At 58.0% G+C, this 19,980-nt stretch carries 25 protein-coding genes and 2 tRNA genes; 10 read left to right on the top strand and 17 right to left on the bottom strand.

Translation table 11 applies throughout. From position 1 onward, the window contains the following. Window positions 1-32 precede the first annotated feature (32 nt). Together ASC74_RS06480 and ASC74_RS06475 are read right to left on the bottom strand one after the other, a co-directional pair. Window positions 33-108, bottom strand: a tRNA-His gene (locus ASC74_RS06480). 40 nt (window positions 109-148) lie between these two features. Beyond that, a tRNA-Arg gene (locus ASC74_RS06475) sits at window positions 149-225 on the bottom strand. 279 nt (window positions 226-504) lie between these two features. Between ASC74_RS06475 and folD the strand changes: the two genes are divergently transcribed. The 3 genes from folD (at window position 505) to pbpG (ending at window position 3,478) form a co-directional block, all read left to right on the top strand. Next, window positions 505-1,359, top strand: a complete 855-nt coding sequence (gene folD / locus ASC74_RS06470) for a bifunctional methylenetetrahydrofolate dehydrogenase/methenyltetrahydrofolate cyclohydrolase FolD (RefSeq protein WP_008148421.1) — start codon at window positions 505-507, stop codon at window positions 1,357-1,359. Between the two features lie 204 nt (window positions 1,360-1,563). Then, window positions 1,564-2,364, top strand: coding sequence for a methanethiol S-methyltransferase (gene mddA, locus ASC74_RS06465; RefSeq protein WP_056740237.1), 801 nt, complete (start codon window positions 1,564-1,566; stop codon window positions 2,362-2,364). A gap of 175 nt (window positions 2,365-2,539) precedes the next feature. After that, window positions 2,540-3,478 (top strand): D-alanyl-D-alanine endopeptidase, encoded by a 939-nt coding sequence (pbpG, locus tag ASC74_RS06460; protein WP_056740235.1) that lies wholly within the window; start codon window positions 2,540-2,542, stop codon window positions 3,476-3,478. A gap of 55 nt (window positions 3,479-3,533) precedes the next feature. On the opposite strand, the gene ASC74_RS06455 is transcribed toward pbpG, so the two are convergent. The 3 genes from ASC74_RS06455 to ASC74_RS06445 form a co-directional block, all read right to left on the bottom strand. Continuing rightward, complete coding sequence (locus ASC74_RS06455; RefSeq protein WP_056740233.1) at window positions 3,534-3,749, bottom strand: hypothetical protein; 216 nt, start codon at window positions 3,747-3,749, stop codon at window positions 3,534-3,536. 17 nt (window positions 3,750-3,766) lie between these two features. Further along, window positions 3,767-3,973: a DUF6021 family protein gene (locus ASC74_RS06450; RefSeq protein WP_056740231.1), complete on the bottom strand. Its 207-nt coding sequence runs from the start codon at window positions 3,971-3,973 to the stop codon at window positions 3,767-3,769. Between the two features lie 94 nt (window positions 3,974-4,067). Further along, window positions 4,068-4,736, bottom strand: coding sequence for a hypothetical protein (locus tag ASC74_RS06445; RefSeq protein WP_056740229.1), 669 nt, complete (start codon window positions 4,734-4,736; stop codon window positions 4,068-4,070). A 224-nt stretch (window positions 4,737-4,960) separates the two neighbouring features. Here ASC74_RS06445 and ASC74_RS31815 point away from each other — a divergent pair, with 224 nt between their 5' ends. Next, on the top strand, window positions 4,961-5,128 hold the full coding sequence (locus ASC74_RS31815; RefSeq protein WP_177338836.1) for a hypothetical protein: 168 nt from the start codon (window positions 4,961-4,963) through the stop codon (window positions 5,126-5,128). Between the two features lie 77 nt (window positions 5,129-5,205). Here the strand turns inward: ASC74_RS31815 and ASC74_RS06440 are convergent, their stop codons facing one another. Further along, window positions 5,206-5,955 (bottom strand): TerC family protein, encoded by a 750-nt coding sequence (locus ASC74_RS06440; protein WP_046054156.1) that lies wholly within the window; start codon window positions 5,953-5,955, stop codon window positions 5,206-5,208. A 28-nt stretch (window positions 5,956-5,983) separates the two neighbouring features. Beyond that, window positions 5,984-6,226, bottom strand: coding sequence for a hypothetical protein (locus ASC74_RS06435; RefSeq protein WP_056740227.1), 243 nt, complete (start codon window positions 6,224-6,226; stop codon window positions 5,984-5,986). A gap of 134 nt (window positions 6,227-6,360) precedes the next feature. On the opposite strand from ASC74_RS06435, the gene nhaR reads away from it, so the two are divergent. Then, on the top strand, window positions 6,361-7,260 hold the full coding sequence (gene nhaR, locus ASC74_RS06430; RefSeq protein ID WP_008148408.1) for a transcriptional activator NhaR: 900 nt from the start codon (window positions 6,361-6,363) through the stop codon (window positions 7,258-7,260). Between the two features lie 4 nt (window positions 7,261-7,264). Here nhaR and ASC74_RS06425 read toward each other — a convergent pair whose 3' ends face one another. Then, complete coding sequence (locus ASC74_RS06425; protein WP_056740225.1) at window positions 7,265-8,419, bottom strand: MFS transporter; 1,155 nt, start codon at window positions 8,417-8,419, stop codon at window positions 7,265-7,267. 281 nt (window positions 8,420-8,700) lie between these two features. Here ASC74_RS06425 and sstT point away from each other — a divergent pair, with 281 nt between their 5' ends. After that, a complete protein-coding gene (gene sstT / locus ASC74_RS06420; RefSeq protein WP_056740223.1) occupies window positions 8,701-9,933 on the top strand; it encodes a serine/threonine transporter SstT in 1,233 nt (410 codons plus the stop codon). Window positions 9,934-10,007: 74 nt separating this feature from the next. Here the strand turns inward: sstT and ASC74_RS06415 are convergent, their stop codons facing one another. The 6 genes from ASC74_RS06415 to ASC74_RS06390 form a co-directional block, all read right to left on the bottom strand. Then, complete coding sequence (locus ASC74_RS06415) at window positions 10,008-10,517, bottom strand: DUF1993 domain-containing protein (RefSeq protein ID WP_008148402.1); 510 nt, start codon at window positions 10,515-10,517, stop codon at window positions 10,008-10,010. Between the two features lie 154 nt (window positions 10,518-10,671). Continuing rightward, on the bottom strand, window positions 10,672-11,610 hold the full coding sequence (locus ASC74_RS06410; protein ID WP_056740222.1) for an SdiA-regulated domain-containing protein: 939 nt from the start codon (window positions 11,608-11,610) through the stop codon (window positions 10,672-10,674). After that, window positions 11,607-13,127 (bottom strand): ArnT family glycosyltransferase, encoded by a 1,521-nt coding sequence (locus ASC74_RS06405; RefSeq protein ID WP_056740220.1) that lies wholly within the window; start codon window positions 13,125-13,127, stop codon window positions 11,607-11,609. Before ASC74_RS06405 ends, ASC74_RS06410 begins: the two co-directional genes overlap by 4 nt. Before the next feature lie 3 nt (window positions 13,128-13,130). Beyond that, on the bottom strand, window positions 13,131-13,409 hold the full coding sequence (locus ASC74_RS06400; protein ID WP_008148397.1) for a lipid-A-disaccharide synthase N-terminal domain-containing protein: 279 nt from the start codon (window positions 13,407-13,409) through the stop codon (window positions 13,131-13,133). Continuing rightward, window positions 13,406-14,146, bottom strand: coding sequence for a glycosyltransferase family 2 protein (locus tag ASC74_RS06395; RefSeq protein WP_056740218.1), 741 nt, complete (start codon window positions 14,144-14,146; stop codon window positions 13,406-13,408). Before ASC74_RS06395 ends, ASC74_RS06400 begins: the two co-directional genes overlap by 4 nt. 48 nt (window positions 14,147-14,194) lie before the next feature. Continuing rightward, window positions 14,195-15,172, bottom strand: a complete 978-nt coding sequence (locus tag ASC74_RS06390; RefSeq protein WP_056740453.1) for an NAD-dependent epimerase — start codon at window positions 15,170-15,172, stop codon at window positions 14,195-14,197. 307 nt (window positions 15,173-15,479) lie between these two features. Between ASC74_RS06390 and ASC74_RS06385 the strand changes: the two genes are divergently transcribed. Continuing rightward, window positions 15,480-16,127, top strand: a complete 648-nt coding sequence (locus tag ASC74_RS06385; RefSeq protein ID WP_056740216.1) for a YceH family protein — start codon at window positions 15,480-15,482, stop codon at window positions 16,125-16,127. An 11-nt stretch (window positions 16,128-16,138) separates the two neighbouring features. Here ASC74_RS06385 and ASC74_RS06380 read toward each other — a convergent pair whose 3' ends face one another. Then, window positions 16,139-16,657 carry a cupin domain-containing protein gene (locus ASC74_RS06380; RefSeq protein ID WP_033057334.1) on the bottom strand — a complete coding sequence of 173 codons (519 nt, stop codon included), beginning with the start codon at window positions 16,655-16,657 and terminating at the stop codon, window positions 16,139-16,141. Between the two features lie 12 nt (window positions 16,658-16,669). After that, window positions 16,670-17,521, bottom strand: a complete 852-nt coding sequence (locus ASC74_RS06375) for a shikimate 5-dehydrogenase (RefSeq protein ID WP_056740214.1) — start codon at window positions 17,519-17,521, stop codon at window positions 16,670-16,672. Between the two features lie 245 nt (window positions 17,522-17,766). On the opposite strand from ASC74_RS06375, the gene ASC74_RS06370 reads away from it, so the two are divergent. The 3 genes from ASC74_RS06370 (at window position 17,767) to ASC74_RS06360 (ending at window position 18,845) form a co-directional block, all read left to right on the top strand. Continuing rightward, complete coding sequence (locus ASC74_RS06370; RefSeq protein WP_056740212.1) at window positions 17,767-18,132, top strand: hypothetical protein; 366 nt, start codon at window positions 17,767-17,769, stop codon at window positions 18,130-18,132. Window positions 18,133-18,367: 235 nt separating this feature from the next. Next, the gene (locus ASC74_RS06365; protein WP_003179723.1) at window positions 18,368-18,562 is read left to right on the top strand and encodes a hypothetical protein; all 195 of its coding nucleotides are present in this window, start codon (window positions 18,368-18,370) and stop codon (window positions 18,560-18,562) included. A gap of 100 nt (window positions 18,563-18,662) precedes the next feature. Further along, a complete protein-coding gene (locus ASC74_RS06360; protein ID WP_056740211.1) occupies window positions 18,663-18,845 on the top strand; it encodes a hypothetical protein in 183 nt (60 codons plus the stop codon). Here the strand turns inward: ASC74_RS06360 and ASC74_RS06355 are convergent. Then, complete coding sequence (locus ASC74_RS06355; RefSeq protein WP_056740209.1) at window positions 18,842-19,903, bottom strand: AI-2E family transporter; 1,062 nt, start codon at window positions 19,901-19,903, stop codon at window positions 18,842-18,844. The genes ASC74_RS06360 and ASC74_RS06355 overlap by 4 nt on opposite strands. Window positions 19,904-19,980 lie beyond the last annotated feature (77 nt).

Below are 19,980 nucleotides of genomic sequence, written 5' to 3'. Positions count from 1 at the left end.
GCCAGACTGTTAATCTGGCGCCTTTCTAAATATGGGGTGGACGAAGGGGATCGAACCCTCGACAACGGGAGTCACAATCCCGTGCTCTACCAACTGAGCTACGCCCACCATATTGCCATGTTGCGTTACTTGTGCCAAAGCTGCCTAATGGCGCACCCGGCAGGACTCGAACCTGCGACCATCCGCTTAGAAGGCGGATGCTCTATCCAGCTGAGCTACGGGCGCCTTGTTAATCTGTATTCTTGGACGATTACAAACTAAGTGCTTTCAGTCTCACCGAATTAAACATCAACTCTGCTCGACCTTCTTAACCAGTGCTAGGCTGTGCCCGACAAGTGCGACGAATGTTATAGGTGACCCTGAAGGTCGTCAACTCTTTTTTAAAAAAAATTCATTTAATTAAAGGGGTTAGGGGAATTTGCAGACCAAGCGCCTTTGCCCTCACCTCATGACATGCGAGAATGCGTTCTCTTTTTTTCCCCTCTCGATGGTTAATCACGCGCAATGACTGCACAACTAATCGACGGCAAATCGATCGCCGCCAGCCTGCGCCAGCAGATCGCCAAACGCGTCAACGAGCGTCGCCAGCAAGGTCTGCGCACGCCCGGCCTCGCGGTGATCCTGGTCGGCAGCGATCCTGCCTCTCAGGTTTATGTCTCGCACAAGCGTAAAGACTGTGAAGAGGTCGGCTTCATTTCCCAAGCCTACGACCTGCCTTCCGAAACCACTCAAGAAGCGCTGACCGATCTGATCGATCGCCTGAACGACGACCCGGCGATTGATGGCGTTCTGCTTCAGCTTCCTTTACCTGAACACCTGGACGCCTCCAAATTGCTGGAGCGCATTCGTCCAGACAAGGACGTCGACGGTTTCCACCCTTATAACGTCGGCCGCCTCGCTCAGCGTATTCCGCTGCTGCGTCCGTGCACGCCTAAAGGCATCATGACGTTGCTGGAAAGCACCGGTGTCGATCTCTACGGAATGGACGCAGTGGTTGTCGGGGCTTCCAACATTGTTGGCCGCCCGATGGCGATGGAATTACTGTTGGCCGGCTGCACCGTGACCGTCACCCACCGCTTCACCAAGGATCTGGCAGGCCACGTCGGTCGCGCCGATCTGGTGGTGGTCGCCGCCGGCAAGCCGGGGCTGGTAAAGGGTGAGTGGATCAAGGAAGGCGCGATCGTGATCGACGTCGGCATCAACCGCCAGGAAGACGGCAAACTGGTCGGTGACGTGATCTACGACACCGCCCTGCCCCGCGCCGGCTGGATCACTCCAGTCCCGGGTGGCGTTGGCCCGATGACCCGTGCTTGCCTGCTGGAAAACACGCTGTACGCAGCCGAAACACTGCACAGCTGATTCCACCGGCTACGCCGAACAAACAAGAAACCCTGCCGCTGGCGGGGTTTCTTGTTTTCAGCCATGGAACAAGTAATACCCCTGAAGGACTGCCAGACAGGGCAACGGCGAAAACCGTAAATCGTCCTAGACTGACTATCGAAACATCCCATAAACCGTAGACGCGAATCGGGAAGTACGCGCGACGCTGAAAAGGCATCATTTATGAACCCCCGCGGCCTGACTCAACATCGCTTTTTCGTTTTCACTGGAAAACTCGCTGGCCTGCTTTACAGCCTCTTCTGTTACCTGTGTTTTCTGCTCACCGCGCTTTACCTGACGGGTTTTCTCTCAGGCATCGGAGTGCCCAAAGACATTAACTCCGGCTCCAGCCTCGACTGGCCCGTGGCTGCCCTCGTCGACACCTTGCTGATTACGCTGTTTGCCGTACAGCACAGCGGCATGGCGCGAAAACGCTTCAAGCGCTGGTGGACCCGGTTCGTCCCGCCCCCCATCGAGCGCGCGACCTACGTATTGTCGACGTGCCTGCCGCTCGCGCTGCTGTTCTGGCTATGGCAACCCATGGAAACGTCCATCTGGCGCCTAACGTCTGTATGGGGCTACGGATTACTCATGGCTTTATTTTGGCTGGGCCTGGGCGTGGTCGTGCTGGCGACGTTCCTGATCAGCCATTTCGAACTGTTCGGCATAAAGCAGGCACTCAACGCCTTTTACCCCGCCAGCCCCGAGAACCCCGCCTTTAAAACCCCATTACTCTACAAGCTGGTTCGCCACCCGATGTACTTGGGGTTTGTGATGGTGTTCTGGGCGACACCCGACATGACAGCCGGACATCTACTGTTTGCGCTGCTCAACACTCTCTACATCCTGATTGGGGTGCATTTTGAAGAGAAAGATCTGGTGGATCTGTTTGGGGAGCAATACCGACGCTATCAGCAGAACGTCGCAATGCTGGTGCCTCTGACCAAACGCAAACCCGACCCACGGCGCAACGATCAAAAGTAAGTCAATCCGGCGCCTGCTCACCAAGGGCAGACAGCAAAAACTTTAAATTTTTTTTCATATAATGCAATCGCCATACAGGCGCCTAGCGCTTTCGTGGCTCATACTCCTAAAATGCGTCGTTTTTAAGAAACAGCCCGTAACAAAACGGCATATCCACCCTTATGAGTTCGCCAGCGTGAAAATCCGTCTTTCCATCCTGAGCCTTTTTTTTGCATTTACAGGGACTTTCACCACGCCAATGGTCAACGCTGCCGACACCACTTCGGCGCCGCGAGATACGTCAACACTGAAGATCGCTTCCGGCAGCGCATTGCTGATGGATCTGCAGACCAACAAAGTCATCTATGCCAGCAATCCTGACGTGGTTGTACCGATCGCTTCCGTCAGCAAGCTGATGACCGGCCTGGTCGTGGTTGAAGCCAGACAGAACATGGACGAATACATCAACATCAACATCAGTGACACCCCGGAAATGAAAGGTGTGTTTTCCCGGGTGAAACTCAACAGCGAAATGCCGCGCAAGGAAATGCTGCTGATTGCCCTGATGTCCTCGGAAAACCGCGCTGCCGCAAGCCTGGCCCATCACTATCCGGGTGGCTACGTCGCGTTCATTGCCGCAATGAATGCCAAAGCGAAAGCACTGGGCATGACCAGCACGCACTTCGTCGAACCCACCGGTCTCTCCCCTCGCAACGTGTCCACGGCTCGCGACCTGAGCAAACTGCTGATCGCTGCGCACAAGTACCCACTGTTGACTGAGCTAAGTACCACCAAGGAAAAAACCGTCTCGTTCCGTAAACCCAACTACAGCCTGGGTTTCCGTAATACCGACCATTTGGTCAACAAGCCGAACTGGGACATCAAGCTGACGAAAACCGGCTTCACCAACGAGGCCGGTCACTGCCTGGTGCTGGTCACCAGCATGGGCAATCGCCCGGTTGCGCTGGTCATCCTCGACGCCTTTGGCAAGTACACGCACTTTGCCGATGCCAGCCGTATTCGCAGCTGGGTGGAAACCGGCCAAGGCACGAAAGTGCCGTCTGTAGCCTTGCAGTACAAGTCCGACAAGAACCTCAAGCATCGTCAGAGCGGCGTGGTTGAAGCGTCGAAATAACTAAACGACGGATAAAAGAAAGCCCCGAATATTCGGGGCTTTTTTTCGTCCGGCGTCAGTCATTGGGCAACGGCATCTGGTCGTCATCTGGAATGCCATCCCCGGCACTCGGATCTCTCGTGCCGTAGGGATGTTCCGTTGGCACTACCATCGGACGCGCCAAGGGATCCCTTAACGGATCGTTCGGATCCATCACGGGATCGATGTCCTTTTCCGGGGTGGTTGGAACGCTGTCCGGACGTTTGTCGTTGAAACTCGAATCAGTAGACATACGCACCTCACTCAGGCTCAGGGTTTCAGATCGGCGAGTGGATCGTAAGGCTTCGCGGGAGCCTTGAAATTGTCGCCCGGCTTCACATCCCTGGGCGCCTTGGCAGGTCCGATGGGGTCGACCTGAGGATCGGCGAGGTCCGGTGAATCGGGATCGAAACCCAACTCATCACCCGAAGAATGCTCCGACGAGTGCGGGCCGACGGGGGTAGTGGAATGTGCCATGGGCGCCTCCTTTGAATCTGGCCCGGAGAAATCCGGGCCCTACTTCATTAGAGGTCGGCAAAGTCCAGGGGTGCCCGACAGATGACGAACGGACTTATTGTGCGTTCAGCGCTTTCGTCGCCCTGGCAGCCGCCTGCTCCTGACCTGCCTGAGCAAGGTCGCTCGCTGCCTTGAGCCATCGTTGTTGATCGACATTGGCCGGCAGTTGATTCGGCTTCTGGATCAGCACGGCCCAGCCACCGGCATCCTTGAGCGCCGATTCAAACGAACCGAAGCCCATCAACTCCCGACGATTCATGCCCGAGCGCAGCAGCACCGTCTGCTTCTGGCGGTTGTACCCGGCAAGAATGGCGTAACGCGGTTCAGCCCAGAACGCCGAGCCTTCCGTGAAACGCACCATTACCGGGTAACCGGCCGCCACCTGGGTCAACAGTGCAGGCAGATTGCTGTCGAGGGGATAGACGACCATGCCGTACTCGCGAGCGAGGTTCTGCATGTTCTGCTGCAACTGGGCTTCGGCACCCGGCAAATGCAACGGTTTTTCGAGCAAACCTGGCGTAATCACAATGCCTTGCTGGGACAACATGCTGGCCAGCACTTGCGGCCCACTCTGATTCGCCACGCCACGGTAGAACGTGCCACTGAGCTCGACACGCTCCGGCAGGCGTTTGATTTCAGGCGCCACACCCGCGCAGCCAGCCAGACCTGCCACGCAGCCAACGACCAGCACTAACGATCGAATTCGAGAAAATACCCGCACCATCATCACTCTCTTGATCTAGACGCCAGGCATTCGGCTCCCGGCTTGGCCGTCGATCATAGGACGCCGCGCGGCAGCGGTATAGCCTTAACCGGCAGATGACGGGATTCGATAGAGCGAACTGATTGGTGACAGCTGACTTTTGGTCAATAGCCTGAAACACAGCAGCGACTAGACTGTCATGTGCAAAGAGTGTGTGCCCGCAGCAGGGCGAAGAGGAGGCACTGATGAGCCTGACAATGACCATTGTGATGTTGATTTCTGGCTGGCTGGCCGTTGCCACCGCCATGTTATGGGGAGTCCTGCGCATTACTCGCCGGCACCATCATCCGGCTCAGTCGACGCCGGTGGCGAAACCCGATAAAACCGCTGAACAGCACGCTACCGCGCACTGACCGACACCCTTATGTATTCAAACAAAAACGGCCGCCTGGCTCTTTCGAGCGCAGGCGGCCGTTTCGTTTAACGCAGGTTATGCTTCAGCGGCGATACGCTTCTGCTTTGCCCGTCGCGACATCATGTTCAAACCCTCGATCGTCGCCGAGAACGCCATGGCCGCATACACGTAGCCTTTCGGTACATGGGCGCCGAAACCTTCGGCGATCAGCGTCATGCCGATCATGATCAGGAAGCCCAGCGCCAGCATCACCACCGTCGGGTTGTCGTTGATGAACTTGGCCAGAGGATCAGCCGCCAGCAACATCACCAGTACCGACACCACCACCGCGATGATCATGATCGGCAAATGTTCGGTCATGCCGACAGCGGTAATGATGCTGTCGATGGAGAACACCATGTCCAGCAGCAGGATCTGACCGATCGCGGCGGCAAAGCCCAGGGTCACGGTCGAGGTGGCCGACGTCGGATCATCCGGTGCCGGGTCCATGCTGTGATGGATCTCGGTGGTCGCCTTCCACAACAGGAACAGGCCGCCGGCGATCAGGATCATGTCCTTCCAGGAGAACGTCTGGCCGAAGATATCGATCACAGGCTCAGTCAACTGGACGATGAACGCGATGGTGCTCAACAGCGCCAGTCGCAGGATCAGCGCCATGCCGATACCAATGCGCCGCGCCTTCTGCCGGTGCTGCTCGGGCAGTTTATTGGTCAGGATCGAAATGAAGATCAGGTTATCGATGCCGAGTACGATTTCCATGACGATCAACGTGGCCAGGGCAACCCAGGCGGTGGGGCTTGCAGCAAGTTCTAAAAGGTATTCCATGGGTCAGTCCTGACTCTTTTAAGACGGTTTAGATTTCCTGGGACGTAGATTCGGTTTTGTCCGTTTCTTTGGCCGGTTGTTCTTTCTTGCTGATCAGCCCGCCCGCGGCATCACTGATTGCCTGCTCTGCGGCTTTGTGGGTGTCGTCGATCGCTTGCTTGGCGGTTTCGGCAGCCTTGCCCATCAGTTGCTGAGCGCTTTTTTCGGCCTGGTCACAACCGGCCAATACCAGTAAAGACGTGATCAACAGTGCCGTGGTTTTAAGCTTCATGATGCTTTCCTCGATAGAACAGACAGGGCGAAAAGGCCACCCGTCGATAGCTGGGCATTCTAAGGAGGCAAACACTTCAGGAAAATTCGTATTTTTAGCGGTTATACTTCGGTTTTAACGAACTGTAGGTCGCCATGCTCAACTATCGACAGCTGCATTACTTCTGGGTGGTGGCCAAGACCGGCAGCATCGTGCGCGCCTGCGAGCAGCTGAACCTGACGCCGCAGACCATCAGCGGGCAGATTTCCCTGCTCGAACAAACCTATGGCATCGAGCTGTTTCGCCGGGTCGGCCGGCAGCTGGAACTCACCGAAGCCGGGCGTCAGACCCTGCCCTACGCCGAGCAAATGTTTCAGCTCGGCGGCGAACTGGAGCTAATGCTGCGAGCACAGCCCAACGAACAGCAGATTCTGTTTCGGGTAGGGGTGGCCGATGTGGTGCCCAAATCCATCGTCTACCGCCTGATTGCGCCGACCATGGAATTGAGCGAGCCGCTGCGCATCACCTGTCGCGAAGACAAACTGGAACGCCTGCTCGCCGACCTGGCGATCCAGCGGCTCGATCTGGTGATCTCCGACAGCCCGATGCCCTCGCACCTGGACATCAAGGGCTACAGCCAGAAACTCGGGGAATGCGGGATCAGTTTCTTCGCCACGGCTGAACTGGCGGCGCAGTACGGTCAGGATTTCCCCCGCAGCCTGCACGGCGCACCGCTGCTGATTCCAGGGCCGGAGACCGTGGTGCGCAGTCGCTTGCAGCGCTGGTTTGCCGAGCAGCAGATCCAGCCGCGCATCGTCGGCGAGTTCGATGACAGCGCCTTGATGCAGGCGTTCGGCCAATCCGGCAGCGGGATCTTCATCGGCCCGAGTGTGATTGCCGATGAAGTGATACGCCAATACGGCGTGGAGTTGATTGGCCAGACCGACGCGGTGACCGAGTCGTTCTACGCCATTTCGGTGGAACGCAAGGTCAAGCACCCCGGCATTGTCGCGATTACCGAAGGTGCCCGACGCGAGCTATTCACCGAGATGTGAGGTGTCAGGCGCAGACTTCGCGGGGCTTGAAGGTCATCAGCGCGATGGCCAAGAGGATCGAGGCGAGGATAAAAGCGGCCGCCGCGAAACCAAGACCTTGCAGGCCTACACCGTCGATGACCCTACCGCCGATCATGGCGCCCAGGCCTATCCCGAGGTTAGCCCCGGCAATGTTCAGCGATGCCGCGAACGCCGGTGCTTCGGGTGCAGCCTTCATCAATCGCACATGGCTGACCAGGAACAACGCCGCCTGAGTCACGCCCCAAATCCCCATCGCCGCAGCCAGACCCAGCGGCGAATGAATGTTCGGCACCAACGCCACCAGGCCGGCGATCATGAACGCGCAGAACATCATCGAGGCGATCAACGGATGACGATCCACCGCGCGGCCGCCCAGTGAGTTGCCGATCAGCCCGACCGCGCCGAAGCCCATCAGGCACCAACCGACCACCGTGCCGTTGAAACCGGCCAGGCGTTCAAGAATGTCCGCCAGATAGGTGTAAGCGGTGAACATGCCGCTGAACACCAGGATCGACAGCAGCACATGCCCCACCATCAGCGGGCTGCGCAGGATTCTGAACTGCGAGCGAAAGCTCACCTGATGCTGATGCAGATTGGTTTTCGGCAGGTAGATAAACAGCAGCAACGCCTTGGCAAACGCGATCACCGCCAGAATGCCGAAGGCACTGCGCCAGCCGAACGCATCGGAGATCAGTGTGCCCACCGGAATGCCAAACACCGTGGCGCAGACAATGCCGAAACCAATCTTGGCGATGGCGCGACCCGCGTAGTCCGGGCCGACAATGTCCACCGCGGTTTCACTGGCCAGCGCCCAGAACACTGGCAACCCCAACGCGGGGATCAACCGGGCGACGGACATCACCCAGATGTTCGGGGCAAACGCCGCAAGGGTGTTGGCCAGGCCGAACATGATCAGCACCGAGATAAACAATTTGCGGCGCTCGAACCTTGCGAAATAGGCGGTCAGGAACGGCCCGAATGCGGCGACCGTGAAGGCGAACAAGGTCACCAGCAAACCCGCCTGGGGGATGCTGACTTCAAGGTCTCGAGCGATCGCCGGCAACAGGCCGACGATGATGAATTCCGTGGTCAGCACCGTGAAACCGGCAGCAGACAACAGAAGGATGGGCAACAGCATGCAGAACTCCAGAAAACGACGACACCAGCGCTAGCCCGAAGGCCCACTGGCATGACTTGAAAATGAGGATGGCGAATCTTAACAGAGTGTTTCCGATCAGGGTTGCACGAACCTGCCGATCTCGTTGACCCCGCGGGTGGCAGATCGTCACAGGTCTGAAGGATGAAGACCACGCTGTGATAAAGTCCGCGCCCTGCGATATGTACACCTTATTCATCGGCCATTGATTGGCATTGATGTCGCGATACCCCCGCACCTAAAAAAATCAGAGATGCCGTTTTATGACCGCTTCATCCCCTTCGCTATGGTTACGCCTGAAACGCTTAAGCCTGGTCACACAAATCATCATTGGCCTGATCGCCGGGATTGCCCTGGCCCTGTTCGCGCCGGAGGTGGCGAAGTCCACCGCGTTTATCGGCAAAGTCTTCGTATCGGCGCTTAAAGCTGTCGCGCCGATTCTGGTGTTCGTGCTGGTCATGGCCTCGATTGCCAACCATAAGCACGGCCAGGAAACCCACATCCGGCCGATTCTGTTTCTGTATCTGCTGGGAACGTTTGCGGCGGCGGTGGTGGCCGTTGTCGCCAGTACGTTGTTCCCGTCGAGCCTGGTATTGGCCACTCACGACGTTGCGGTCACTGCGCCGGGCGGGATCAGTGAAGTGCTGCAAAGTCTGCTGCTGAGCGTGGTCGACAACCCGGTCAGCGCGCTGATGAATGCCAATTTCATCGGCATTCTGGCGTGGGCGATCGGGATGGGCGTTGCCATTCGCCATGCCGGTGACACCACTCGCGAGGTGCTGGGTGACCTGTCCAATGGCGTGACCTTGATCGTGCGATTGGTGATTCGTTTTGCGCCGCTGGGCATTTTCGGCCTGGTGGCGTCGACCCTCGCCACCTCCGGTTTCGGTGCCTTGATCGGCTACGTGCATCTGCTGGCGGTGTTGCTGGGCTGCATGCTGTTTGTAGCGCTGGTGATGAACCCGGTCATCGTGTTCTGGAAGCTGCGCCGCAACCCGTATCCACTGGTGATCATGTGCTTGCGCGAAAGCGGTATCACTGCGTTTTTCACCCGCAGCTCGGCGGCGAACATTCCGGTCAACCTGGAATTGAGCAAGCGCCTGGGCCTGCACGAAGACACCTACTCGGTCTCGATCCCGTTGGGCGCGACCATCAACATGGCCGGCGCGGCGATCACCATTACCGTGCTGACCCTGGCGGCCGTGCATACGCTGGGCATCGCCGTGGACATTCCGACGGCCATCCTGCTGAGCGTCGTCGCGGCGATCTGTGCCTGTGGGGCCTCGGGCGTGGCTGGCGGCTCGTTGCTGTTGATTCCACTGGCGTGCAGCCTGTTTGGCATCCCCAGTGAAATCGCCATGCAGGTGGTGGCGGTCGGTTTCATTATTGGGGTGTTGCAGGACTCGGCGGAAACCGCACTGAATTCCTCCACCGACGTACTGTTCACCGCGGCGGCGTGCCTGGGTGAAGACGAGAAAGCCCAACGTCTGGCGTAACAAAGATCAAAAGACTCACCCAAAAAAGCCCGCCAAGGTGCGAACCTTGGCGGGCTTTTGTATATCCGGGCGGCTTAGAACGCGCCCATGTAATCGCGCTTGCCCACTTCCACACCGTTGTGACGCAGCAGTGCGTAGGTGGTGGTGACGTGGAAGAAGAATTGCGGCAGACCGTAGCTCAGCAGATAAGCCTGGCCAGTGAAGCGCTTCTCTTTCGGCGTGCCCTGACGGGTGATGATTTCGATGCCTTCCTTGCCGTCGATCTGTTCTGGTTTGATCTCGCCGATGAAGGCCAGCACTTTGGCGATCAGCGCTTGCAGCTCGGCGAAGGTGGTTTCGGTGTCGTCGTACTTCGGCAGTTCAACTTCGGCCAGACGCGCGGAAACGCCCTTGGCGAAATCAACGGCGATCTGCACCTGACGAACCAACGGGAACATGTCCGGGTACAGACGGGCTTGCAGGAAAGCATTTGGATCGATGTTCTTGGCGGTGGCGTGGGCTTCGGCCTTGTTCAAAACGTCGCTCAGGGCGTTGAGCATTTGTTTGAAAACCGGAACGGAAGCGGCGTACAGGGAAATAGTCATGGCAGTCTCGTGTTGTGACAGGAGGGAAACGTGGGGCGATTATAGCCATGCGCGGCCCCCCTGCGGCGGGTCTTTTATCCGGTGGGGAAACGCAGCGCACCTCTGAACGATCTGCGCACGTTAGCCCCTTGCCGGCATGAAAACTTCAACTTCATCAGTGTTTTTCTGCACTCGCCGACAGACCGGCCTTCGATCGAGTGAACCGGTAAAACAGATTGGGCTCGCTCACAATGTAAAGCTCGCCTGCGTTGTCCATGGTCATGCCTTCGGCTTGCGGCGGCGTATGCTTGAGGTCACCCGCCAAGGCGCGCAGGGAGAGAATACTGACGAAGTTACCCTGCTGGTCCAGTTCGGTCAGGTTGCTGGACTCTTCGCTTAGCAACAGTAAGTGGCCGGTCCGAGGATCGTAGTAACCCTCGGAAAGGTCTTTGCTGAAAACGCCGCGGTCGACCCAGGTCGTCAAGTCCTTGATACGGATCTGCATTCGGCTGCCGATGGAGCCGAGCATGCCGGTGATTGAGTACAGTTGCCGCGGATCACGCTCCTTGATGGCGAAGATGCGGTCATTGGCCGGGTCATAGGTCACACCTTCAAACCCCTTGTTATGCTGGCTCAGGTTGATCTCAATGGCGAGTGATTCGGTTTGCTCTTCACGGATGGGTCCAGCGGTGTCCGGAAGGGTAAAAATGTGCAGCCGCTGCTTTCGTTCATCAACGATGACCACCCGCCCTTTGCCCATGTAAGCAATGCCTTCGGTGTCCTCGAAACCGATCAATGGGTAGCGTTCGATCAAATCGCCGTCACGGGTCAGCGCCAGAATTTCCATAGGCACACCATTGGTGATACCCAACAAGCGGTCGTGATCAGGGTCATAGGCGAGACCGGACAAATCGGTGATGCCCGGGATCGGTTTGCCTTCGATCGCGACCTTGTAGTCTGGCAGCCAGATATTTTTGTCGGGCGCCTGATTGCCATACCAGCTGTTATGCCAGTGCGCGTACAACTGCCCGTGCCAGCTAAAATGAACGGAAGCCACGCTAACGCCGACCAGCACGGCGATCAGCAGAACTCCAACCTTCCCTGTTTTGCTCATGCTTTTTTCCGATCCCAAGTAAATCGATAGACATTGACGGGTTTTGCCGGATGACATTGGCCGTTATCGGCATCGGCACCGACGATCGACCACTGTGCACGGGAGGTTTCGCCCAACTCACGCGCGGCCTGGGGATTGAAACACTGGCTCAACAGTTCGTCGGGGACCAAGGCGTACGCCTGAGGGTGTTCGCGCAGCCACAGAGCCGCCTGCTCGACCGTGGAGCCGACCATCCCGAAGTGCACGATCGGTTGTCGCGCGAACAGCCAATGGCCCTCGCGCCAATTGACCAACACCAGGTCGGCGCCTTGAGTCATGGTCGCCGCCTGCGCCATGAGCGCCTCATGAGGGTTGGGACCGTCCTTGATCGGCTCGATGAAACCGCGGGCAATCCAAAGCGCAAACCAGGTCACGACCAGCGCCTGGAATACTCGCCGACCCCGCGGACGCTGACTGAACCAGCGCTTGAGCAGCCAGGGAATCAGCGGTGCAGCCACCAGCACCAGCCCAGGCAGCGCCGGGTAGATGTACAACTTGCGCTTACCGCTGCTGATACAGAAAAACAGCACCACCAGCACGACCCAGCCCAGCAGCACCAGCACTCGGCCGTCGCGCTTGTGCAGTTGCCGGCGCCAAGCGGGCACCAGCCATGGCAACGCGAGTACCAGCGGCAGCCAATATTGCGGGATCACGTGAACGAAGAAATACCAGAACGGTTCGCGATGGTCCCAGGCGGCCGCATAGCGTCCGGCGGTCTGGCGCAGCAGAATTTCTCGCGCATAGGCGATCTCGTCAGCAGTGCCATTGAGCGCGATGGACAAGGCCAAGGGCAGTAACCAGATCGCGATGGCACCCAGCATGACCAACAGACCCAGCAGCCACTTGCGCGCCTCGCCCGGCATGGCCACCACACCGGGCCAACCTTTGCGTACCGCGTAGGCATACGGAATCAGCATCAGGGCCGGGACGAAACCAACCCCTTTGGTGATCACACCAATACCCATGGCGGCGCAACCCAGGTAGAACCAGCGCCAGGCCGGCCCGAGCAACAGGTGCCGCGCCAGGCCGTACATGCCCACGGAGGTGAACAGAATCAAAAAGCTGTCGATCTGGCCGGTCTGCAGGATGCTGTACGTCTGATATGTCGCCAGGTACAAGAGCGCCGCCATCCGGCCGACACGTTGATTCCATAACCGGCGGCCCAGGTCATAGACCACTGCGGTGACCGTCACGGCCGATAGAAGCCCCGGCAGGTACAGGGCGATGGAGGGTTTACCGGTGAGCCAGGCGAAGAACGCCACGGTCCACATGAAAATCGGCGGTTTGTCGCCATAGATCTCTGCCGCACGGTGCGGAATCAGCCACGAGCCGTGCTGCAGCATCTCGAGCGCAACGCCAAGGAATCGCTCCTCGTCGACATTCTGCGGCTGACGTAGCCCCAGCCCGGCACCGATCAAAACCAGGGCGAGCAACATCAAACCCAGGCATTCGACCCGGGGTGATAACGTTCTGCGCATGACTCAGTCCTTTAAGTGTTTGCTGCGGGCAATCAACTGCAAATTGCGCAGATAAACGATCGAGCCAAAGGCTTGACCGGCAATGAACACCGGGTCCTCCCGGTAAATGGCATAAGCGAGCAGCAGGGCGCTACCGACGATGCTCAGGTACCAGAAACTCACTGGAATCACGCTGCGTTTCTTGTATTCGCTGTACAGCCACTGCAGGACGAAGCGACCGGTAAAGGCTATCTGGCCGGCGAAGCCGACCACCAGCCACAGGGTTTCACGGGAGAGATTCATCCTTCGATTTCCTGCGCATTGGCGTTCAGGCGCGTGCGCCGGATCAGCCACCAGACGCCGATCAGGTCGAGAATGCCCACCAGGGCACGGTCGAGGTTGCCGTATTTGGAGACCCCGGCTGTGCGGTGCCTGTGGTTGACCGGATGGGTGATCATTCGGCCGTTGTGGCGCTGGATCAGCGCCGGAATGTACCGGTGCATATGGTCGAAGTACGGCAGTCGCAGAAACGCCGCCCGCTCGATCAGTTTCAGCCCGCAGCCGGTGTCCGGAGTTGCGTCCTTGAGCATGCGGCTGCGCAACCCGTTGGCAAAACGCGAAGCCCAGCGCTTGCTCGCGTTGTCTCGACGATTAACCCGGTGTCCGGCCACCAACTGAATGCCGGCCAGCCCCTGTTCACCGCGCACCAACGCCAACATCCCGGGGATGTCCGCAGGATCGTTCTGGCCGTCGCCATCGAGCGTGGCCAGCCACTGCCCCTTGGCAGCAATTGCCGCATGGTAAAGCGAGGTACTTTGCCCAAGCGAACGCTCATGACGCAGGATACGCAGCGTGCTCAGGCCGTTGTTTTTGATCTGCCGCAGTTCGTGCAAAGTGGCATCGGTACTGCCATCGTCCACGACGATGATTTCGTACGCCTCATCGGCCAAGGCCATGCGCACTTCTTCAATCAAGGGCTTTAGGTTGTTTGCTTCATTTTTTGCCGGAATCAGTACAGATACAAAAATTTCATGACTCATAGGGTCCCCCCTTTAATCCTTGGTTTCTTATTATCAAGGGCGAACATTTCATCTCTGATAAAAGTGGCGATACCATTTCACAAATTCCGCTACACCCTCTTCCACCGTCACCTGAGGGTGGAAGTCGACCCATTGGGTCAATGCCGACACGTCAGCCCAGGTCTTGACCACATCACCAGGCTGTAAGGGTAAAAAGTTGCGCTGCGCTTTGATCCCCAGCGCCGATTCCAGACAATCGACGAACTCCAGCAGTGCTACCGGCATGCCACGCCCGATATTGAAAATCCGGTTAACGCCGTCGCCCTCCCCGTCCGGGATCGGCGGCCGTGGGCGCAAACGGGCGACACTTTCGACAATGTCATCGATGTAAGTGAAGTCGCGCGCCATCTGGCCGTGATTATAGATATCGATCGGCAAGCCGTTGAGGATCCCTTCGGTGAACTTGAACAGCGCCATGTCGGGGCGCCCCCAAGGTCCGTAAACGGTAAAAAAGCGTAGGCCGCTGGCCTTCAGCCCATACAAATGACAGTAGCTGTGAGCCAGCAACTCATTGGCACGTTTGCTGGCCGCGTACAGTGAAATGGGATGATCGACAGCGTCTTCAACACTGAACGGCATTTTGCTGTTGGTACCGTACACCGAGCTGCTTGATGCATAGATCAGGTGCTCGGGGCGATAGTGACGGCACGCTTCCAGCACATTCAGAAAACCCACCAGGTTCGATTGCGCGTAGACGTCCGGGTTATCCAGTGAATAGCGAACTCCCGCCTGGGCCGCCAGGTGCACAACCTCGGTAAAACGATGTTCTTTGAACAACGCCATCAGTGCCGGTTTGTCGACGATATCCAGGGTCTGAAAACGAAAGCCTGGCAAGGATGCAAGCTCGTTGAGCCGTGCGCGTTTAAGCTCAACGCTGTAATAGTCGTTGAGGTTGTCGATTCCGATGACTTCAAGGCCTTCCAGGCACAAACGCTTAACAGTGTGATACCCGATGAAACCGGCAGCGCCAGTGACCAGAACGGTCATCAGGAGTACGCGCCGGTCAGCGCACTGTTTTTGGCCAATACCCACGTCAGCTTCATGCTTTGCTCCATAGTCCAGTCAATAAGGCTTATATCGTCGATGGGAGAACTACCGGATGCCCACAATGAGGTCCGCCAGTTCTCGGCCCTGCATACGTTGCTCGTCGGATTGTAAAAATAGCGTTAATTATTCATTTAGGTTTTGTGATGATTGCCAAGAAGGCGTGACGAATTCAGTTGCCATTGACACACGTCAATCTAAAGTGCATGCCAGCAGGAGCAAAAATTGCCTCCGGGAAGGATAAAGAACCATGAGTACTGAGCAAGAGATGACCTTAGACGAGCCGCGGCTTAACAGCACGGAAATCCGCATACTGGGCTCGTTGATCGAGAAACAGGCCACCAGCCCGGAAACCTATCCGCTGACGCTCAATGCGCTGGTGATTGCCTGCAACCAGAAAACCAGCCGCGAGCCGGTGATGAACCTGACCCAGGGTCAGGTCGGCCAGAGCCTGCGCGCCCTCGAAGGACGCGGCTTCACCAAACTGGTGATGGGCAGCCGTGCGGATCGCTGGGAACACAAAGTCGACAAGGCACTGGAACTGGTGCCGGCTCAGGTCATTCTTGCGGGGCTGCTGTTCCTGCGCGGTCCGCAAACGGTCAATGAACTGCTGACCCGCAGCGGCCGCATGCATGACTTCGAAGATGCCGAACAGGTGGTGCATCAACTGGAACGCTTGATCGCTCGCGGTCTGGCGCTGTTGATTCCGCGCCAGGCCGGTCAGCGTGAAGACCGCTACATGCACGCCTTGGGCGACCCGACGGACATCGAAGTGATCCTGGCAGCACGGCAGAACCCGACCGAGCGTGGCGCGGGTGGCGGCGTATCGGTTGAGCGGATCGAAGAGCTGGAGGCGCGAATTGCGGCGCTGGAAGAGCGTCTGGCCCGCCTCGAATAAACAACGCGCGATTATTCGCCGTCCCAATAATCCACGCCGTCGGCCGGCCTGGCGACGGCGACGAAGCCCGAGGCATTGCCCTCGGCGTCGACCTTGAAGTCGTCCATCACCGCGTACTTGCCGGAATCCGGGTACTCGCAAATCTCGGGTGATTGTTGGGTGCTGACCGCCAGGTAGCGCAGCTCAGCGTTGCTGGTGTTGATGATCTGGTGCGCGGCTTCAGGGCCGCCCGGCGGGCAGGCAATGACATCACCGGCGCGAACGGGAAAGCGCTCGGCGCCCAAGCGAATCTCCCCTTCCCCGGCCACGATGTAAAACATCTCCTCGTTGACCCGATGACTGTGAAACGGGCTGCCTCGCATCCCCGGTTCCAGCGCGTACAGGCGATAACCCAGCTTCTGCGCACCCAGTTGCTGGCCGATGCGCGCCTGTCGTTGCCGATAGCGGTCGGCGGTGTCTCCCGTCGGGGCAAACGCTTCGGGCAGCGGTTCAAGCTCGGCCTGATCCAGATTAAGAATGGCAGGATGCATGAGTCACCTCAGTCACGGTTTCGCTTGCCGGGCACCAGAATAGCCAAGGCCATTGCGGGCAAATTCCACGGCTTTGTGAAACTGCTCATCGGTCGGCCGTACGCCGGTGTACAGCACGAACTGCTCCAGCGCCTGGATCGCGATCACTTCCAGCCCGGTGATCACTCGCTTGCCTTCAGCACGAGCGCGCACAATCAACGGTGTTTCCGAGGGGACTGCCACGACATCGAAGACAATCTCGGCAGCAGCGATGGTTTCAGCATCGAACGCCAGCTGATCGGCCTCAGGGCCGTTCATGCCGATCGGTGTGACGTTGATCAGCATCTGCGGCCGCTCTGAGCCCAGCTCCGCTTGCCATCGATAGCCCAGCGAGTCGGCCAACGCCCGTCCGGCACGCTCGTTACGGGCGACGATCAGGCCATTTTTGTAGCCACCATCGCGCAAGGCGCTGGCCACAGCCTTGGCCATGCCGCCGCTGCCGCGCAGGGCAAAGGTCAATTCCTTCGGCACCTGGTGGGTGTCAAGCAACTGGGCGATCGCGATGTAGTCGGTGTTGTAAGCCTTGAGATGGCCGTTAGTGTTAACGATGGTGTTGATCGATTGAATAGCCGCAGCGGAGGCGTCCAGTTCATCGACCAGGGCAATGCAGGCCTCCTTGAACGGCATCGACACGCCGCAACCACGAATCCCCAAGGCACGAATACCGCCAACGGCGCCTGGCAGATCCTGACTGCTGAAGGCCTTGTAGTAAAAATTCAGCTCCAATTGCTCATACAGATGATTGTGAAACCGCAAACCGAAGTTCCCGGGACGTGCGGAAAGCGACATGCACAGCTGGGTGTCTCTGTCGGGGTTCATCTGCATGAAAAATCTCCTTGAATAGCACTTTCAGATGGACGGGATTAGCCAATCCATCGGGTCTGATCGATCATAACGGTGTGTCTGCACGCGGCCTCACTGAACTGTAAAGAAGCCAGTACAGACCTTACACAAAATTTACCCAACGGCTGTGCTGATTTTGAAAAAAACGCTGTCTTAGAAGTATCCCCGCGACAATCCTTGGGTCTATTGCAGACACAAGCGCCGGGTCGAAGAACCGAGGAACTATCATGATCCGTAAAATCCCCACAGTAGCCTTGCTGATCGGTGCTCTTGCTATCGCAGGGCAGGCAGAAGCGCATGGCGGTGGCGGTTGGCAAGGTCCAGCGGTATTTGGCGCGATCGTTGGCTCGGCCATCGTCGGTTCGGCCATCATCAACAGCAACCGCCCGGTCTATGTAGAGCAACCGGTTTACGCTCAGCCACAACCGGTTTATGTGCAACAACCCCCACCGGTTTATTACCAGCCGGCACCGGTCTACGTGCAACAACCGGTCTATTACGGCCCGCCGCCGGTTTATTACGGCCCGCCACGTGGTTATTACGGTCCACCGCGCGGTTACTACGGCCCTCCCCACGGCTATGGCCGCTGGTAACGGAATCATCAGGCCCCGCCTCAACAGCGGGGCCTTTTTTGTGACCGTCCGTCGGCAGAGGTCTGGATAAATCTCGCCAAGGTCGCTGTCGGGACAGTCTTTGCGGTGCAAGTTGGCAAGATTGACTCGCCATCCTTCCCCCGCTTTGGGGAAAACGGTCATATTTATGTCATGTCGGGTCCGCAATCTTGGACCTGTCCGTTAACAACAGGTTGATAAAAACAAGGACGACCTCATGCCCACGCAAAACCCGCACCGCATTGTCGGCTTGTGCACTTCCAGCAAGGTGTACAACGCACTGACCGAACTCAAGCACCTGGAAGGCCATCGCAGCGCCAAGTTTCTTTCGCTGCTGGCAGAAAACCTGGTGCGAAAAGGCCTGCTCAACGAGCAGGAAGTGGTTCATATGCTGGACCTGGTGGTCGACTGAACCGATGACTCATTGGCGTCAATGACGACTATCGAAAGCGTTGATTGTCCGTCCAAGTGTCCGTTCCGTAAGGTAGCTCCATAGATTAATGGAGGTACTTATGTCCCAGGTTCAGATCATGTCCGTTATCGGTAGCGCCGTTCCCGCACCGCTCAGAGAGCTAGGATTGCTCGCCTGTTGGTACCTGGTGCAGGACGGCGAACCGATCAGCGGTCCGCTCACCTCGCTGCCGGCCGCCCAGGCACTGTCGCAACGTATTGGCCAAGGCCATCTCAGCGCTTAAGGCAGCTGCACCCGCGGCTTGGTTTCAATGAAGATTGCCCAGCTCGACATGAACAGCGCAGCGATCAGCGGCCCGATCACAAAGCCATTGAGGCCGAAGATCGCCAGACCGCCAAGGGTCGAGATCAGGATCAGATAGTCCGGCATCTTGGTATCCTTGCCCACCAGGATCGGTCGCAGCACGTTATCCACCAGGCCGATCACAAAAAACCCGAACAACCCCAACACTACGCCTTGCCAGATCGCCCCGGTGAACAGGAAAAACGCCGCCACTGGCGCCCAGACGATCCCCGCTCCCACCGCTGGCAACAGCGACAGAAACGCCATCAGCACCGCCCAGAGCAGCGCGCTCGGAATATCCAGAAACCAGAAAATCAAACCGCCCAATGCGCCCTGCGTGATCGCCACCAGCAGGTTGCCCTTCACTGTCGCCCGAACCACGCGATTGAACTTGAGTTGCAAACGACGTTTCTGGTGCTCTTGCAGCGGCACGGCAGCGCGTACTTTGCGGGCCAGTTCGGCGCCGTCCCGCAAAAAGAAGAACAGTAGGTAGAGCATGATGAAAAAACTCACCACAAAATCGAACGTACCCTGACCGACACTGAAGACTTGCGTGGCGATAAACTCATTGCCTGTCACCGCACTCTTGATGATCTTCTCTCGCAGCCCTTCCAGCTCGCCAACCCCGGCCCGATCGAGCAAGTGCTGGAAGTACGGCGGCAGGCTGTGTTTGAAATGCGTCACATACCCGGCGATGTCCAGTTCGCCGCTTTCGATGCTCCTGTAAACCGCAGCCCCTTCCTGGACCAGCAAGATACTGAGGACGATCACCGGCAGAATCGCGATCACCAGGCAGATGCTCAGGGTGAGCAGCGACGTCAGGTTGCGCTCCCAGCCGAACTTCAGTTGCAGTCGTCGCTGCAGGGGCGCGAAGAGGATGCCGAGGATCACCGCCCAGAACACCGCGCCGTAAAACGGCAGCAAAATCCAGATGAACGCGGCGGTGACCAGCCCCAGCAAAATCACCAGTGATTTGTTTTGTACTGTCTCTTCGTTCATGTCCGATCCATGTCAGCCCGCAAGGACACAATGTCGCGTCCTGATGCTTAGTCCGCCACGGTTCGCGCGAGTGCCAT

The sequence above is a fragment of the Pseudomonas sp. Root329 genome, assembly GCF_001424925.1.
In the GTDB taxonomy this organism is placed as follows: domain Bacteria; phylum Pseudomonadota; class Gammaproteobacteria; order Pseudomonadales; family Pseudomonadaceae; genus Aquipseudomonas; species Aquipseudomonas arabinosi.
This window is presented reverse-complemented; position numbering and strand designations above follow the sequence as displayed.